Annotated in this window: 14 protein-coding genes; 3 read left to right on the top strand and 11 right to left on the bottom strand. The window is 57.6% G+C overall.

The window, feature by feature from the left end; all coding sequences use genetic code 11:
* Positions 1-8: 8 nt before the first annotated feature.
* The 11 genes from GRI35_RS08320 to pgi form a co-directional block, all read right to left on the bottom strand.
* Positions 9-1,286, bottom strand: coding sequence for an O-acetylhomoserine aminocarboxypropyltransferase (locus GRI35_RS08320; protein ID WP_160613730.1), 1,278 nt, complete (start codon positions 1,284-1,286; stop codon positions 9-11).
* Between the two features lie 136 nt (positions 1,287-1,422).
* A complete protein-coding gene (gene bioB / locus GRI35_RS08315) occupies positions 1,423-2,466 on the bottom strand; it encodes a biotin synthase BioB (protein WP_160613729.1) in 1,044 nt (347 codons plus the stop codon).
* Between the two features lie 283 nt (positions 2,467-2,749).
* On the bottom strand, positions 2,750-4,897 hold the full coding sequence (gene scpA / locus GRI35_RS08310; RefSeq protein ID WP_160613728.1) for a methylmalonyl-CoA mutase: 2,148 nt from the start codon (positions 4,895-4,897) through the stop codon (positions 2,750-2,752).
* Between the two features lie 121 nt (positions 4,898-5,018).
* Positions 5,019-5,804 (bottom strand): enoyl-CoA hydratase-related protein, encoded by a 786-nt coding sequence (locus GRI35_RS08305; protein ID WP_290258677.1) that lies wholly within the window; start codon positions 5,802-5,804, stop codon positions 5,019-5,021.
* Positions 5,805-5,905: 101 nt separating this feature from the next.
* Entirely contained in the window at positions 5,906-6,355 is a 450-nt protein-coding gene (gene mce, locus GRI35_RS08300; RefSeq protein ID WP_160613727.1) for a methylmalonyl-CoA epimerase, read from the bottom strand.
* Positions 6,356-6,991: a hypothetical protein gene (locus GRI35_RS08295; protein ID WP_160613726.1), complete on the bottom strand. Its 636-nt coding sequence runs from the start codon at positions 6,989-6,991 to the stop codon at positions 6,356-6,358.
* A gap of 9 nt (positions 6,992-7,000) precedes the next feature.
* The gene (locus GRI35_RS08290) at positions 7,001-8,533 is read right to left on the bottom strand and encodes an acyl-CoA carboxylase subunit beta (protein WP_160613725.1); all 1,533 of its coding nucleotides are present in this window, start codon (positions 8,531-8,533) and stop codon (positions 7,001-7,003) included.
* Between the two features lie 79 nt (positions 8,534-8,612).
* Positions 8,613-9,335, bottom strand: a complete 723-nt coding sequence (locus GRI35_RS08285; protein ID WP_160613724.1) for an SDR family oxidoreductase — start codon at positions 9,333-9,335, stop codon at positions 8,613-8,615.
* Positions 9,336-9,346: 11 nt separating this feature from the next.
* Positions 9,347-10,693, bottom strand: a complete 1,347-nt coding sequence (gene gorA, locus GRI35_RS08280) for a glutathione-disulfide reductase (RefSeq protein ID WP_160613723.1) — start codon at positions 10,691-10,693, stop codon at positions 9,347-9,349.
* Positions 10,694-10,824: 131 nt separating this feature from the next.
* Positions 10,825-11,556, bottom strand: a complete 732-nt coding sequence (locus tag GRI35_RS08275) for a CDP-alcohol phosphatidyltransferase family protein (protein WP_235900169.1) — start codon at positions 11,554-11,556, stop codon at positions 10,825-10,827.
* 290 nt (positions 11,557-11,846) lie between these two features.
* The gene (pgi, locus tag GRI35_RS08270) at positions 11,847-13,397 is read right to left on the bottom strand and encodes a glucose-6-phosphate isomerase (protein ID WP_160613722.1); all 1,551 of its coding nucleotides are present in this window, start codon (positions 13,395-13,397) and stop codon (positions 11,847-11,849) included.
* A gap of 124 nt (positions 13,398-13,521) precedes the next feature.
* On the opposite strand from pgi, the gene lepB reads away from it, so the two are divergent.
* Genes lepB through era form a run of 3 tightly spaced genes read left to right on the top strand, consistent with a single transcriptional unit; the run spans position 13,522 to position 15,988 of the window.
* Positions 13,522-14,397 (top strand): signal peptidase I, encoded by an 876-nt coding sequence (gene lepB / locus GRI35_RS08265; protein WP_160613721.1) that lies wholly within the window; start codon positions 13,522-13,524, stop codon positions 14,395-14,397.
* Positions 14,394-15,080, top strand: a complete 687-nt coding sequence (gene rnc / locus GRI35_RS08260; RefSeq protein ID WP_290258682.1) for a ribonuclease III — start codon at positions 14,394-14,396, stop codon at positions 15,078-15,080. Before lepB ends, rnc begins: the two co-directional genes overlap by 4 nt.
* Entirely contained in the window at positions 15,077-15,988 is a 912-nt protein-coding gene (gene era, locus GRI35_RS08255) for a GTPase Era (protein ID WP_160613720.1), read from the top strand. Before rnc ends, era begins: the two co-directional genes overlap by 4 nt.
* Positions 15,989-15,997: the final 9 nt, after the last annotated feature.

The following is a 15,997-nucleotide window of genomic DNA, read 5'->3' as shown; positions in this document are numbered from 1 at the left end:
CTAACCAATCAGATTTTCGTCAAGGCCTGTTCCAGATCAGCGATGATGTCGTCAACATGCTCGATCCCCACAGATAAGCGGACAACATCCGGGCCGGCGCCCGCACTCACCAGCTCCGCTTCACTCAACTGACTGTGCGTTGTCGAAGCCGGATGGATGATGAGCGAACGTGTGTCACCGATATTCGCCAAGTGGCTGAACAGATCGACACTGGAAACCAGCTTCACACCTGCATCATATCCGCCTTTCAATCCGAAAGTGAACACTGCGCCTGCTCGGCCACCGAGATATTTGTTCGCGAGTGCATTATAAGGACTATCGGGCAATCCCGCGTAACCGACCCATGCAACCTTCTCATGCTCCTGCAACCATGTGGCAACCGCCAGCGCATTGCTGCAATGCCGTTCCATCCGCAGAGCCAATGTCTCCATGCCGGTCAGCGTCAGAAACGCATTCATCGGTGCCATAGCCGGGCCGAGGTCCCTTAAGGCCAGAACGCGGCAAGCGATGATGAACGCCATCTCACCCACAGCATCGCTGAGAACCGCGCCGTGATAGGATGCGTTGGGTTGGCTCATTTCGGGGAACTTGTCGCTGGCGGTCCAATCGAATTTGCCGGAATCAATTATCACTCCGCCAACCGAGTTTCCGTGACCATTCAGGAATTTGGTGGTCGATTCCACCACGATATCCGCGCCATATTCAATCGGACGACATAAGATCGGGCTGGCCATAGTGTTGTCCACTACCAGCGGAACGCCTGCATTATGGGCCACTTTCGCAAGGGCCTCGATATCCTGCACAACGCCTCCCGGATTCGCGAGGCTTTCGATAAATACCGCGCGTGTCTTGTCGGTAATCGCTGCGGCTACATTGGCAGGATCGTCAGCGTCCACAAAGTTCGTATGCCAACCCATTTTCTTGAAACTGTGCGCCAGCTGGTTGAGCGAGCCGCCATAAAGCTTCTTCGCCGCAACAATCTCGCAGCCCGGCTCCATAAGTGTGTGGAACACAATTAACTGCGCGGCATGGCCCGATGCAACTGCCAGCGCGCCTATTCCGCCTTCCATGGCCGCGATCTTGCCTTCGAGCGCCGCATTGGTCGGGTTCATGATGCGGGTGTAGATGTTCCCGAACTCTTCAAGATTGAACAGCCGCGATGCATGGTCAACATCGTCAAACACATAGGATGATGTCTGATAGATCGGCGTAACCCGCGCGTTGGTTGTGGGGTCGGGCTCACAACCGGCATGGATGGCTAGCGTTTCAATCTTTTGGTCGGTCATGGTTCGGAGGCTCCCGCGATTTTGATTTGACCGGAAGCTACAGCGCTGCCCGCATTTGCGCCACGCCTATCGTCGCACCAGCTTGGTAGAATTTCCATAACTGACCCAAGTCACTTTGGCGCAGTTGCAAAACGCGTTACTTCGCGGGCTCGGCCAGCCGCATACTCGCCGCCTGACCGCCGCAAGCCCGCACCTCTTTTCTCAGAGGCTCCTCACCCTGAAGCGCAGTCATCCCGAGCCGTTCGAACAGAGCCGCATCGGTATCATCGCCCGCATTGGGAGCAGTCAACAATTTGTCGCCTGTGAAGATCGAGTTCGCACCTGCCAGAAAGCACAAGGCCTGCGTTGCATCGCTCATGCTTTCACGGCCCGCCGAAAGGCGTACCATGCTCATTGGCATGGTGATCCGGGCGACCGCAACGGTGCGAACAAATTCGATATCGTCAATTTTCGCCAGCGGCGTGTCATGCAGCATATCGCCGAGCACTGTGCCCTTGACCGGCACCAGCGCATTCACGGGAACGCTCTCCGGATGCGCCTCAAGAGTAGCCAGAGTATGGACAAAGCCAACGCGATCCTCGCGCGTTTCACCCATGCCTACGATCCCGCCGCTGCAAACATTGATGCCCGACTTGCGCACGTGATCGAGCGTTTCGATCCGCTCTTCAAATTTGCGCGTGCTGATCACACGCTCGTAATATTCAGGGCTGCTGTCGATATTATGGTTGTAATAATCGAGCCCCGCTTCGGCGAGCATACTCGCCTGTTTTGGCGAGAGCATACCCAACGTCATGCAGGTTTCGAGGCCCATCTCGCGCACGCCTTTCACGATCTCGACAATCGCGGGCATGTCGCGATCTTTGGGGTTACGCCACGCCGCGCCCATGCAGAAGCGCTGGCTGCCATGATCCTTTGCCTGCGCCGCCGATTGCAGCACCGCCTGCACATCCATCAGCTTGGTCGCCTCGACGCCGCTATCCGCCTTCACCGACTGCGAGCAATAGCCGCAATCCTCAGGACAACCGCCGGTCTTGATCGAGAGGAGCGTGCAAAGCTGCACCTGATCCGGCGGGTGGTTCTCGCGGTGGACCGAAGCCCCTTGGAAAAGCAGTTCGGTGAAGGGAAGGTTGAAGAGGGTCGCGATTTCGTCGCGGGTCCAGTCAGTGCGGATTTGGGTCATTCGTATTAACGCTCCGTAGCTTCACAGATATTCAGGCCGCTCCTTGCGGGCCTGCAATTCAAACCACACTCATAGTCACCCGCTACTGGCTTACCATCTACTACGATTCTGGAAATCTCAAGTTGAGCCAAAGCTGCGTCTCTGCATTGCTCAAGAGTGTCAAATTCTCCAATGGGAATATCAACGAGCAGATTCGAGCCACTCGGGTATACCCAACCTTCCCAAACATCGGGCTCGGAGCATCCGAATAGCGAAAGCGCCAATGCCAAACTGGCAAGCCGCTTCACTCCGCCGCCTCGTCCAACTCCTCACCCGCAGGCGGCATATTGTGGCCCAGCAGGCGCAGCATGTCGGCACCACATTCGACCACGTTGCTGCCGGGACCGTAGATGCCCTGCACCCCTGCCTCGCGAAGAAAGTCATAGTCTTGCGGCGGGATCACCCCGCCCGCGACGACTTTGATATCGCCGCGGCCTGCGCCTTTGAGCAAGTCGATCAGTTCGGGGATCAGCGTCTTGTGCCCCGCCGCGAGCGAGCTTGCGCCGATCGCGTCGACTTCATTCTCGATAGCCATTTTCATTGTCTCATCGGGGGTCTGGAACAGCGGTCCGGAGACAACTTCAAACCCCATATCGGTGAAAGCGCTCGCGATCACATTCGCGCCGCGATCGTGGCCATCCTGCCCCATTTTCGCCACCATGATCTTTGGTTTGCGGCCAAGGCGTTTCTCGACCGATTGCACGCCTTCCAGAACCTGCGCCCAGCGTTTGTCGAATTCATAGGCTGTTTTGTAGACGCCCTTCACCGGCTTCGGCGTGGTGTCGTATCGGCCGAACACGTCCTCCATTGCCTTCGATATCTCGCCGAGGGAAGCGCGTTGCCGCGCGGCCTCCACCGCTAACGCCAACAGATTGCCATCACCCTTTGCACCTTCGGTGAGCGCCGCGAGCGCCGCCTGACACGCTGCCTCGTCACGGCCCTCACGGTTCTTCTTCAGCCGCGTGATCTGACCTTCGCGAACCTTGTGATTATCGACTTCGAGCGTTTCAAGATGGTCTTCTGTTTCACGGCGGTATTTGTTGACGCCGATGATGACGTCCTCGCCTTTATCGACGCGCGTTTGCTTGGCGGCGGCCGCTTGTTCGATCCGCTGTTTGGGCATTCCGCTATCGACCGCTTTGGTCATTCCGCCAAGGCTATCGACTTCGGCCATCAGCACTTCGGCTTCCTCGACCAGTTTCGCAGTCAGCGCCTCAATATAATAGCTGCCGCCGAGCGGATCGACGACATTGGTGATGCCGGTTTCTTCCTGCAGAACCAATTGCGTGTTACGCGCGATACGGGCGCTGAAATCGGTCGGCAGCGCAATGGCTTCATCGAGCGCGTTGGTGTGGAGCGACTGTGTACCGCCAAGCGTTGCCGCCATTGCCTCTACCGTGGTCCGGATGACGTTGTTGTACGGGTCTTGCTCCTGAAGGCTCACACCTGACGTCTGGCAGTGCGTCCGCAGCATCTTGGAGCGCTCGGATTGCGCGCCCAGATCGTCCATAACTTTGTACCACAGGGTCCGCGCAGCGCGCAGTTTGGCGATCTCCATGAAGAAGTTCATGCCGATTCCGAAAAAGAAGCTCAGGCGCCCCGCAAAGGCATCGATATCGAGCCCGGTCGCCATCGCGCTTTTCACATATTCCTTGCCGTCGGCGATGGTGAAAGCGAGCTCTTGCACCGCCGTCGCGCCGGCCTCATGCATGTGATAGCCGCTGATCGAAATACTATTAAATCTCGGCATATTGGCCGAGGTATATCCGATAATGTCCGACACGATCCGCATGCTCGGCGCAGGTGGATAGATATAGGTATTACGGACCATAAATTCTTTGAGAATGTCGTTCTGGATCGTGCCGCTGAGTTGCTCGGTCGAAACGCCCTGCTCCTCGCCCGCTACGATATAGAACGCCAGCACCGGAATGACCGCGCCGTTCATGGTCATGCTGACCGACATCGTGTCGAGCGGGATCTGGTCGAACAGGATCTGCATATCCTCGACCGTATCAATCGCGACGCCCGCCATGCCGACATCGCCGACCACCCGCGGGTGATCGGAATCGTAACCGCGATGGGTGGCGAGGTCGAAAGCGACCGACAGGCCCTTCTGACCAGCCGCCAGATTGCGACGGTAGAATGCGTTCGATTCTTCTGCGGTTGAAAATCCCGCATACTGCCGGATCGTCCACGGACGGCCCGCATACATCGTCGCTTTCACCCCGCGCGTGAATGGAGCGAAACCTGGCAAGCCGGGATCGGCCGAATCGGCTTCGGTGTAGAGCGGCTTTACAGCGAATCCCTCGGGCATCTCGGTCGAGAGATCGCGGCCCTTGGACTCCTTGTCCGCGAGGTCATTCCAGTCGGAAACGGTCGGTTTGTCAGTCATAGGCTCCCAATACCCATTCGCCCTGAGCTTGTCGAAGGGTTGCACTTCACTTTCTGCGTATCGCTAGAAGAAAATGCAGCGCTTCGACAAGCTCAGCACAAACGGATTTTGAGGTGGTGGCTTACTTACCCTTAAATTCAGCCTTGCGTTTTTGCAGGAAGGCCATGCCGCCCTCCATCGCATCTGCACTCGCACCAGCAAGACGTTGTCCTTCGGCCTCATTCACGAACACTTCCGGCAATGTCCCGTCGAGTGCAATGTTGATGTTCTCTTTCATCGTACGGAGCGCAAGTGTCGGCCCGTTCGCAAGCTTTTCAGCCAAAGCGCGCGCTTCATCCATTAGCGCGTCCGGTTCAACAGCTTTATAAATCAAGCCCCATTCCTCGGCCTGCTCACTGCCGATTTTCTCGCCCAGCATCATCATCCGCGTTGCCCGAGCGCGGCCAATTGCGCGGACCAGCAGCCAAGTCGAGCCGCCATCGGGCACAAGCCCGATATTGACGAAGGCCTGCAGGAAATAAGCCGACTTGCTAGCGATGGTGAAGTCCGCTGCCAGTGCCAACGAGCAACCGACGCCCGCTGCAGGGCCATTGACCGCGCAGATCACCGGAACCGGTGCGCGCAGCACTTGGTTGATCGCCGGGTTATAGTGGTTTTGCAGCGCCTGATGGCTGCCACCTTTGGAATCACTGGAGCGTGCCGACAAATCCGCGCCCGAGCAAAAGCCCTTGCCCTCGCCGGTGATCAGCACCGCGCGCGCCCCATTCTCACCGGCATCCAGATCGTAGAAAGCGTTGCCAATCTCGTCCGCCATCGCCGGTGCCATCGCGTTGAGCCGCTCGGGACGGTTTAGCGTGATAATCATCAGCGGGCCTTCCCGCTCAACCTTGATATGCTCGTAACTCACGCGGCTCTCTCCCTGCGTAGGAATGGGGTTCGATTTGCGACGGACCTAGCGGCCAGCGGGGCGGATTAGCAAGTCCGCTACGGCGCGCTGCGTCCGCTTGATTAGTTCGACCAATGGGTGCCCTCTTCGGGCGTCTCCATGATCTCGGTCAGCTGGCCCATCATGTCCTTGGGATGCAGGAAGAAGATCGGCGTGCCATGCGCCCCGATCCGCGTTGGGCCAAGGATACGTTTACACTGCCCTTCAAACCATGTCCGCGCCTCCGCAATATCCTCAACCTCGAAGCACACGTGATGCTGACCGCCCAGCGGGTTATTGGCGAGGAATTTGGCGATCGGGCTGTCCGGGCCGAGCGGCTCGATCAGCTCGATCTGTGTGCCGTGCGTACCATTCTCGCCCGGTGTGTCGACAAAGCAGACCTTCACACCCTGCGCCTCAAGATCGAAGGGCGTGTGGAACGAAGTTGCGCCCATGACATCGCGGTAATAGCGGATCGATTCGTCGATGGACGGCGTTGCAACGCCGATATGATTGAGGCGACCTAGTTTCATCTACTCATTCCCATCGCCATCATCGCAGTAAAAATCTAAGCGCCGTTCCATGTAACCTGACTTTCCTGTTTCAGTCGAATCGGTTGTAGATCCGAGTAACTGTGCATCCCAATCAGTCGAATATTTGAATTCTGACAACCGTCCCTCATCAAGTGCTTTTGCTGCTTCCGGCCCATCGCACTCCAGAAAGGTCGAAAATACTGAATAATATTCATCGGCCCTGACGATATAGAGCGCGTCTCTGGTTTGCGTCCACATATCGATTGAAGGAAATGCCTTCAAAAATTTGCTCAAGCCCTCCGCTTGAAGGTGGTCATCGAAGCAATAAGCCAGCCAAAAATTCTGTTCTGGCAAATCTAGTTTTGAGAACGCCCCGCCGTGCGTTTGGAGCTTGACCGCGATATCTTCGCGATATTTGTGGGATGGATGCGGTCGGTTGACCGAGATACGCTCAGTAGGCAACTTCTTCGAAATTCGCCCTGAGCCATCACGTGGTCGAAAATCAGGCATCGTTATATCGGACTCGACTTTAGACGATCCTTCGCGCGAAATCTGCGCAAAAACTGGACGAAGCACAGCGAACACTACTGCGCATAACAGGACAATGAGACCACCGTATAAGAGTGTTTCTGCCATCACGTTAGCTCACAACGGTATATTATCATGCTTCTTCCACGGGTTCTCAAGCTGCTTGTTCCGCAGCTTGCGTAACCCCAACGCAATCCGCCTCCGCGTCGAGTGCGGGTAGATCACATTGTCGATATAGCCGCGCTGTGCCGCTACGAAGGGGTTGGCGAAGCGGTCTTCGTATTCCTTGGTCTTCTCGGCGATTTTGTCCGGGTCGTTGCGGTCCTGGCGGAAGATAATCTCCACTGCACCTTTCGCGCCCATCACCGCGATTTCGGCGGTTGGCCAGGCGTAGTTGAGGTCGCCGCGCAGATGCTTGGACGCCATCACATCATACGCGCCGCCGTAGGCTTTGCGGGTGATTACGGTGATCTTGGGCACGGTGGCCTCGGCATAGGCGAAAAGCAATTTCGCGCCGTGTTTGATGATGCCGTTATGCTCCTGCGCTGTGCCGGGCAGGAAGCCGGGGACATCGACGAAGGTCAGGATCGGAATTTCGAACGCATCGCAGAAGCGCACGAAGCGTGCGGCTTTCTTCGAGGCGTTGATATCAAGCACACCCGCAAGTACCATCGGCTGGTTCGCGACCACGCCCACAGTGCGGCCTTCGATCCGGCCAAAGCCGCACAATATGTTGCCCGCATGGGCTGGCTGGATTTCGAAGAAATCGCCCTCGTCCAGCGTTTTACGGATGACTTCGTGCATATCGTAAGGCTGGTTGGCATTGTCGGGGATCAGCGTGTCTAGGCTCGCTTCCTCACGGTCGAACGGATCGGCGGTGGGGCGCTCGGGCACTTCCTCCCGGTTCGACAGGGGCAGGTAGTCGAAGAAATCGCGCGTCGCGAGCAGCGTCTCGATGTCATTCTCGAACGCCAAATCGGCCACGCTAGTCTTGGTGGTGTGCGTTACCGCGCCGCCCAGTTCTTCCTGTGTCACGACTTCATTGGTCACGGTCTTAACCACGTCCGGTCCGGTGACGAACATGTAAGAACTGTCCTTCACCATAAAGATGAAGTCGGTCATCGCGGGCGAGTACACCGCACCGCCCGCGCACGGCCCCATGATCAGGCTGATTTGCGGGACAACCCCGCTGGCGAGCACATTGCGCTGGAACACATCGGCATAGCCGCCGAGGCTGGCCACGCCCTCCTGGATCCGCGCGCCGCCGCTGTCGTTGAGGCCGATGACAGGCGCGCCATTCTTCATGGCGGTTTCCATCACCTTGCAGATTTTCTCCGCATGGCGTTTGGACAGCGAGCCGCCGAACACGGTGAAGTCCTGGCTGTACACATAGACCAGCCGCCCGTTGATCGTGCCGCTGCCGGTGACCACGCCGTCGCCGGGTATCTTCTGCTCGGCCATGCCGAAATCGACGCAGTCATGTTCGACAAACATGTCGAGTTCTTCGAAGCTGCCTTCGTCGAGCAACACATCGAGCCTTTCGCGCGCGGTCAGCTTGCCCTTGCTATGCTGCGCATCGATCCGCTTCTGGCCGCCGCCCATCCGGGCGGCCTCACGGCGGCGTTCTAATTCGGCGATATTGGCTGACAAATGAAGTCCCCTGAAAACTAGAACAAATTGCCTAGCGAGTGCGCATGGCGAGCGTCAACAGACAGAGGCAAAGGGCGCGCTAAAATCGCAGCATAAATTTCCGCGCCGCGGCCGGTGATACAGAATGTATCCGCTTCAGAACCTTCACCATGCCGACATTGGCTTCGGGTTTGTCATTCTCTAGCGCGGACAAAATCTGCCGCGCGCACTCGTCGGCGGGCATCTTCTTGTTCTTGCGTCCAGCAGTCATCTGTGTGTCCACGACCGGCGGAAGCGCCTCGATGATATTGAAGTTCACGCCGCCCACCTGCGCGCGCAGCGCCTGCGTGTAACTGCGCAGAGCTGCCTTGGTCGCGCAATAGACGGGACTGCCCGCATTCGGCGCAATCGCCAGTCCGCTGGTGACATTGATGATCGCCGCCTCGGGCCGCTTGTGCAGACGCGGAAGCAGAGCCGTAATCAAACGGATCGGCGCATTGAGATTGGCGTAAATGCAATCATCCGCAGCATCCGGATCCGGCGTATGCTCGCGAAAATCATGATCGACGCCCTGCCCCGCATTGTTGATCAGAATATCGAGCTCGCGATCCCCCCAAACATCGAGCAGTGCATCGACACCGGCTGCGTGCGATAGGTCCGCCGCAACCGCAACGAAGCCGTCCTTGCGCATCGCCGCCAGACGCTGCTCATTGCGGCCAGTGACCACAACTACGGCACCTTTGGCTTTGAGTTGCCATGCCATTTCGCGGCCAATTCCGGCGCTTCCTCCGGTTAGGAGGACGATCTTCTCAGCAAGCTCCATCAGTTCGTTCCTTACTTCAGCAGCACCAGTTCTTCTGCCATCGACGGGTGGATCGCGACTGTAGCATCGAAGTCTGCTTTCGTAAGACCCGCTTTCACGGCCACGGCAAACCCTTGCATAATTTCGGCAGATTCTGGGCCGATCATATGGATACCAACCACTTTGTCCGTCGCCGCATCGACAATCATCTTGTAGAGCCCGCGCTCGTTTCGGCCGGCGACAACATTCTTCATCGGGCGGAAGTCTGACTGGAACACTTTAATATTGCCCAGACTGTTGCGCGCTTCGCCTTCGGTCATACCAACCGCGGCGATTGGCGGGTGGCTGAACACTGCGCTGGGGATGTAGTCGTAGCTGACCGTTTTCGGATCGTCGTTGAACACAGTGTCGGCAAAGGCCTGCCCTTCGCGAATGGCCACGGGAGTTAGCTGAACGCGGTTGGTCACATCGCCCACGGCATAGATGTGATCGACATTGGTTTTCGAATATTCATCGACCAGGATTTCGCCGATCTTGCCTTGCTCCACGCCTACAGCTTCCAGGCCAAGCCCTTTCACATTAGGGTTCCGGCCAGTCGCGAACATCACAACATCGACATCCATATCATCGGAACCATTCAGCTCGACATGCAGCGAGCCATCATCGTTCTTCGTGATGCTTTTGAACGTCGTGTTGAAGTGAAAATTAATCCCCTTCATCATACTGATTTTCAGCAGGCGGTCACTCAGCCCGTCATCGTAACTGCGCAGCAAAACATCGCCGCGATTGACGAGGCAAACCTTGCTGCCGAATTCGTTGAAAATACCCGCAAACTCGTTGGCAATGTAACCGCCGCCAGCAATCATGACGCGCTTTGGCATTTCGTCCAAATGGAATGCTTCGTTCGATGTAATTGCCAGATCGCTGCCCGGGAAATCGAGTACCGCGGGCTCTGCGCCGGTTGCAATCAAAATGTATTTCGCCGTTACGACCTTACCGCTGGCGAGCGTCAGTTCGTGCGGACCAGTGATCTCTGCGCGTTCGTGGAAGATTGTGACATTGTGGTTTTCGAGCGTCTCGGTGTAGAGACCGTTCAGCCGGTCCACATCGCCGAGCACTGTATCGCGCAGGCGGATCCAGTCAAAGGTCGGCTCTTCCAAATCCCATCCGAACTGCTTGGCGTCTTCCAAATCTTCCGCAAAATGCGCGCCGTAAACGAGCATTTTCTTGGGCACACAGCCGCGAATGACGCAGGTGCCGCCGACGCGATGCTCCTCAGCAACGGCAACCTTAGCGCCATGTGCAGAGGCCACGCGGGAGGCGCGCACGCCGCCCGAACCGGCACCGATAGTGAAGAGATCGAAATCATAGTCGGACATTGGAATTCCCCATAATGCGGCGGCGCGCCAGGCCTATCGGTCAAAGCGCCCTGCTCATTCTTTTGTTGCGATATGGCGTGATCTGCAGCGAATGCAAACACCCCTCTGGCAGGTGGTTCGCTGAGCGCGCGTTATTGGTTACGGGAGCGCCACTTATCGTTGCGCGCTGGCTCCTGCTTGCCCAGCCGGCGCACGGTGCTCAGCGTTTGGATAACAAACAGCAGCAGCAATATCGCGCCGATCACACCCGTGAAGATATCGAAGCCGGAAATCCCGCCGAACCAGCCCGGTCCGGCGCCGAAGCCGAGCATCGCCAAGGTCAGCGCGATCAGCATAAAGCGCAGTTCGGTCGGTCCGGCATTGAGGTAAGACAGCTTCATTTCGCCCAGCACCCGTACCGCCAAGAAAGCATGTACCGACAGCAGCAAATATCCGACCAGCGCGAACAGCGCCAGATCAAGGCTAACATACGGCGTCAGGCCGATCCCGCCGACGATCATCGTGGTGCCCAGCGCATCGCAGCTATGGTCGAGGAAATAGCCGTAACGCGGCCGTTCGATCTTGCGGAACCGCGCCAGACTGCCATCGGTGGAATCGCCAATCCAATGCAGCACATAACCCGCGATACACAGCCATAACCAAGCCGGATTTTGGTTGCTGCCAATATAGCCCAGCAGGATGATCAGCGCCCCGAACATGCCCAGCGCAGTCATCATATCGGGCGTGACCCAAGCGGGCATTCGGGCGCAAATAATATCGAGCAAACGCCGCTCGTTCTTGGCGAGAAAATTCTGCTGGATCCGGTCAACCGGGTCCATCACGGGCTGCCCGGCGGCTTCAGTGGAATCGAGAGGATTTTGCATAACGAACTCCGGTGTTGCCGGATTTCGCATAAAAGCGGCAAGTGAGTGCTTTAGCTTGCTTTCACAGCTTTCCGAAGCCGTATTTTCGATAGCTGGTACCTCAATGGCCTAATCAGAGATTCGAAAATGTTTTCAAAATATCCGGACGTGTATTGGGCGTTTATCTCAAAAAAACAGGTCACTGCACCGCTTGGATTAGATGCCGCTTTGTAATTCTTTAGCGCCGACTTCTCTCTTTCAAAGAGATCATTGAGCATTAGTTAGTCCAAATCGACTTTGTTCATCTTCTTTCAACCCAACCCCGCCTGCTCCAACAACGCCTCGGTACTTGCATCAAAGCTCTGCCCTCCGCCTTCGATCGCGTTCGCCATTTGCTTGCCGAGTTCGACGCCGAACTGGTCGAACGGATTGATGCCCATCAACATCGCGCTGGCAAAGGTGCGGTGCTCATGGAACGCGATCAGCGCGCCTAGGGTTGCTGCGTCCAGATCGTCGCACAGCATCGTGGCGCTGGGGCGATTGCCTTCGAATTTTCGCGCTCCGTCGTCACTCTCTTTGCCCGCCATCAAAGCGGCACCTTGAGCAAAGCAATTGGTCAGCAGGATGCGGTGATGCGCTGGGTTAAGATCATCACCCGGCGCGATGCTGGCGATAAAGTCCACCGGGATCAGATGTGTGCCCTGATGCAGCAATTGGAACACCGCATGCTGCGCATCGGTCCCCACCCCGCCCCAAGTGACGGGCGCGGTCGGGCCATCGACCGGATCGCCGCCAGCGGTCACGCTCTTGCCGTTGCTCTCCATTTCCAATTGCTGGAGGTAATCAGGCAGCAGATCCAGCCGCTCGTCATAGGCGAACACCGCGCGCGTCTGGCATCCGCGAACTCGCGCATAATACAGATCAGCGAACGCCGCGCGCAGCGGAAGATTGGCGCGGCCATCGGCATTCTGAAAATGCAAATCGACCGCCTGAGCGCCTGCCAGAAATTCCCCAAACTCATCCCAGCCAATCGCCAGCGCGACCGGAAAACCGATGGTGGACCACAGCGAATAGCGCCCGCCGACCGTCTCCTTGAACGGCAGAATGCGCGTTTCATCGACGCCCCACTCCACCGCCTTTTCGGGGCTAGCGGTAAGCGCGACGACGCGGCCGGAGGGATCATCGACGCCATTGTCTTCCAGCCATTTGAGCGCGCTGGCGGCGTTGGTCATAGTCTCGATTGTAGTGAAGGTCTTGGAAGCCACCGCGATCATCGTGGTCTTCGGATCACACGCAGCAAATGCTTGCTCCAACGCTGTACCATCGATGTTCGACACAACATGGACATCGACCTTGGCGAAATCGCGGGTCAGCGCATCAATCGCCAGCGCGGGACCAAGCGCAGAGCCACCAATGCCGACATGGATCAGATGCTTGATATCGCCAAGCGCACCATCGTGAATTGCTTCGACCAGCATCTTCATCCGCGCGTGAAGCGCCATCGCCTCTTCAACCGCCGCATCTGTGCCAACGCCGCGCTGCGCCGTATGCGTGGCCGCGCGGCCTTCGGTGTTGTTGATTTTCTCACCGCCGAACATCGCCGCGCGTTTGCCGCTGAAATCCATCGCCTCGGACAGCTTTTCAAATTGCGTGAGCAGCGCATCATCGAGATGCGTTTTCGACCAATCGAACTGGATACCGGAGTTCCATTTGGCGCCCTCTTCTCCAAGAACATCCTCCCCGCTCCATTCGATCCGGTCGGACAGCTTGCTGACCCGCTCACCATCGTCAAACAGTTCCAGCAGAGTGCGCTGCGGCATTGCTTTCAATTCGGTCCAGATCGCGGCTGCGGCGTCGCTCATGCAAAATTCCTTCCTATGCGGCGCTCCACCGAGTAGGGGCTACGGCAATGATTTGGAACCCATGGAAAGCCGCGGATACGTATTTCTGCGCGCGGGAAATAAAGCTGGAAAGCACGCCTACTGTATGACTGAACCGACCACCTCTGCGGATACAGCTTCGCCGGAAACACCGGGTACCACCGAAGACACCGCTATCACTTCCGATACAGCCAACGCCAAGCCCGAGAAAAAGGAGGACAATTTCTTTGTTTTCCTGATCAAACTGGTCGTAATCGTGCTGGTATTCCGCAGTTTCATCTTCTCGCCGTTCAACATCCCGAGCGAGAGCATGCTGCCTACTCTGCAGAACGGCGATTATCTGCTCGCGGCGAAATGGCCCTATGGTTATTCGAAATATTCGCTGCCGGGCGAAGTCCCGCTGATTTCCGGCAGGATTTTCGCTGGCGAGCCCGAGCGCGGCGATATCGTGATCTTCAAACATCCGGTCGATGGCACCGACTACATCAAGCGCGCAATTGCTCTACCGGGCGATACGGTCGCGATGGTCAATGGTCAGCTGATCCTGAACGGCACGCCGATCCCCAAAGAGCGGATCGAGAATTTCGAGATTAAGATCTCACCAAACACCGAATGTCACCGTCAGGCCGAGCAAATGACCAAGCCGGACGGGACCATCGTGTGCAGCTATGCGCAGTTCCGCGAGACGCTGCCCTCGGGCGAGAGCTACAATGTCCTCGACTTCGGTCCGATGCCGATGGATGATTACCCCGCATTCATCGTGCCTGAAGGCAACTTGTTCGTGATGGGCGACAATCGTGACAACTCGCAGGACAGCCGTTTCCCCGCGCTACCCGGCGGCGGTGTCGGCATTGTCCCGCAGGACCTGTTGGTGGCGCGCGCAAGTGTGATCATGTGGTCGACCGATGGCTCCTCCGAATGGCTCCTGCCGTGGACATGGTTCAGCGCAGCGCGGGGCAGCCGTATCGGAACGGGCCTGTGAGCAGCAAACCTCTCGGTAAGCTGGAAAGAGGTGCGAATTCCTGGCTCCAGAAGCATGGCTTCGCCGTGAAGGACGAAACCCTTTGGGCCGAAGCCCTGACCCACGGCAGCACTGGCGAGGATCGCGACTACCAGCGGCTCGAGTTTCTCGGCGACCGGGTCCTCGGCCTCACCATCGCACACTGGCTGTTCGAGCAAAATCGCGGTCAGGAAGGCGCATTGGCGCAGCGGCTGAACGCTCTGGTCAGCAAAACCGCCTGTGCCACCGCCGCGCGCGAAATTAGCGCGTCAAAGCATATTCGCCTCGGCAAACAGGCGCGCGATGACGGCGCAGCGGAAAGTGAAAATGTCCTGGGTGACATTATGGAATCGCTACTCGGTGCATCCTTCATCGAAAGCGGGTTCGATGCTACCGAGGCGCTCATCCGCAATCTATGGGCGCCGCAGGTCGATGGCACCGCAGGCAAGAACAAGCACCCCAAGAGCGCATTGCAGGAATGGGCCGCTGGCAACCAGCGCCGCCCTCCCCGCTATAGCTTGATCGATCGCTCCGGGCCGGATCACAAAGCCAGCTTCACCGTGCGCGTCGAAGTCCACAATGTGGGCGAGGCTGAGGCTACCGCATCAAGTAAACAAGACGCGGAAACAAACGCCGCCAAAAATTTTATGGAGCGCTTCGGATGAGCGACGAAAAGAACCCCAAATCAGACCCGAAATGCGGCGTCGTTGCCGTGATCGGCGCCCCGAATGCGGGCAAGTCAACGCTGGTCAACCAGCTCGTCGGCCAGAAAGTCGCGATTACCAGCGCCAAGGCACAGACAACCCGCGCCCGCCTGATGGGCATTGCGCTGCACGGTGAAACGCAAATCATTCTGGTCGATACACCGGGCATTTTCGCGCCGCGCCGCAAGCTGGACCGTGCAATGGTCACCTCGGCTTGGGAAGGCGCAGAGGACGCCGATGCGATTGTCCTGCTGGTCGATCCGATCAAGCAGCGCCGCCATGAAATGATCCCGCTGGTCGAGGCCCTTATGAAGCGGCCCGAGCGCAAGATCCTGGTGCTCAACAAGGTCGATAAGGCGGTGAAAGAACCACTGCTCGCGCTGGCGCAGGAGCTGACCGATATGCTTGCCTTCGAGGAAGTGTATTTCGTGTCCGCCCTAACCGGAGACGGCGTGGACGAACTCAAAGACCACCTCGTCAGCCTAATGCCCAAAGGCGTGTGGCACTATCCCGAGGATCAGGTCAGCGACGCCAGCGAACGCCTGCTCGCGACCGAAATCACGCGCGAACAGCTTTACAAACAGCTCCACGAAGAACTGCCCTATGACAGCGCGGTCCGCCCTGAAAGCTACACGCAAAAGAAAGACGGCAGCGTCGAGGTTCGCCAGCAAATCGTGGTCGGCCGCGAGAGCCAGAAACCAATTGTGCTCGGCAAAGGCGGCTCGATGATCAAGTCGATCGGCGAAGCAGCCCGCAAGGAATTGTCCGAGGTTCTAGGCCAGAAAGTGCACCTGTTCCTTCACGTGAAAGTCGATGAAAACTGGGCCGAGGATAAAGAGATTTTCGAAGAGATGGGGTTGGATTTTTGAGGCCATTAA

The sequence above is a fragment of the Pontixanthobacter aestiaquae genome (genome assembly GCF_009827455.1).
GTDB classification, from domain to species: domain Bacteria; phylum Pseudomonadota; class Alphaproteobacteria; order Sphingomonadales; family Sphingomonadaceae; genus Pontixanthobacter; species Pontixanthobacter aestiaquae.
The sequence above is the reverse complement of the archived record's forward strand: the minus strand, read 5'-3'. Positions and strand labels throughout refer to the sequence as shown.

Coding starts and splice junctions, on each gene's coding strand:
- GRI35_RS08320 (WP_160613730.1), bottom strand. CDS start 1,286: ATGACCGACCAAAAGATTGAAACGCTAGCCATCCATGCCGGTTGTGAG.
- bioB (WP_160613729.1), bottom strand. CDS start 2,466: ATGACCCAAATCCGCACTGACTGGACCCGCGACGAAATCGCGACCCTC.
- scpA (WP_160613728.1), bottom strand. CDS start 4,897: ATGACTGACAAACCGACCGTTTCCGACTGGAATGACCTCGCGGACAAG.
- mce (WP_160613727.1), bottom strand. CDS start 6,355: ATGAAACTAGGTCGCCTCAATCATATCGGCGTTGCAACGCCGTCCATC.
- GRI35_RS08295 (WP_160613726.1), bottom strand. CDS start 6,991: ATGGCAGAAACACTCTTATACGGTGGTCTCATTGTCCTGTTATGCGCA.
- GRI35_RS08285 (WP_160613724.1), bottom strand. CDS start 9,335: ATGGAGCTTGCTGAGAAGATCGTCCTCCTAACCGGAGGAAGCGCCGGA.
- gorA (WP_160613723.1), bottom strand. CDS start 10,693: ATGTCCGACTATGATTTCGATCTCTTCACTATCGGTGCCGGTTCGGGC.
- GRI35_RS08275 (WP_235900169.1), bottom strand. CDS start 11,556: ATGCAAAATCCTCTCGATTCCACTGAAGCCGCCGGGCAGCCCGTGATG.
- pgi (WP_160613722.1), bottom strand. CDS start 13,397: ATGAGCGACGCCGCAGCCGCGATCTGGACCGAATTGAAAGCAATGCCG.
- lepB (WP_160613721.1), top strand. CDS start 13,522: ATGACTGAACCGACCACCTCTGCGGATACAGCTTCGCCGGAAACACCG.
- era (WP_160613720.1), top strand. CDS start 15,077: ATGAGCGACGAAAAGAACCCCAAATCAGACCCGAAATGCGGCGTCGTT.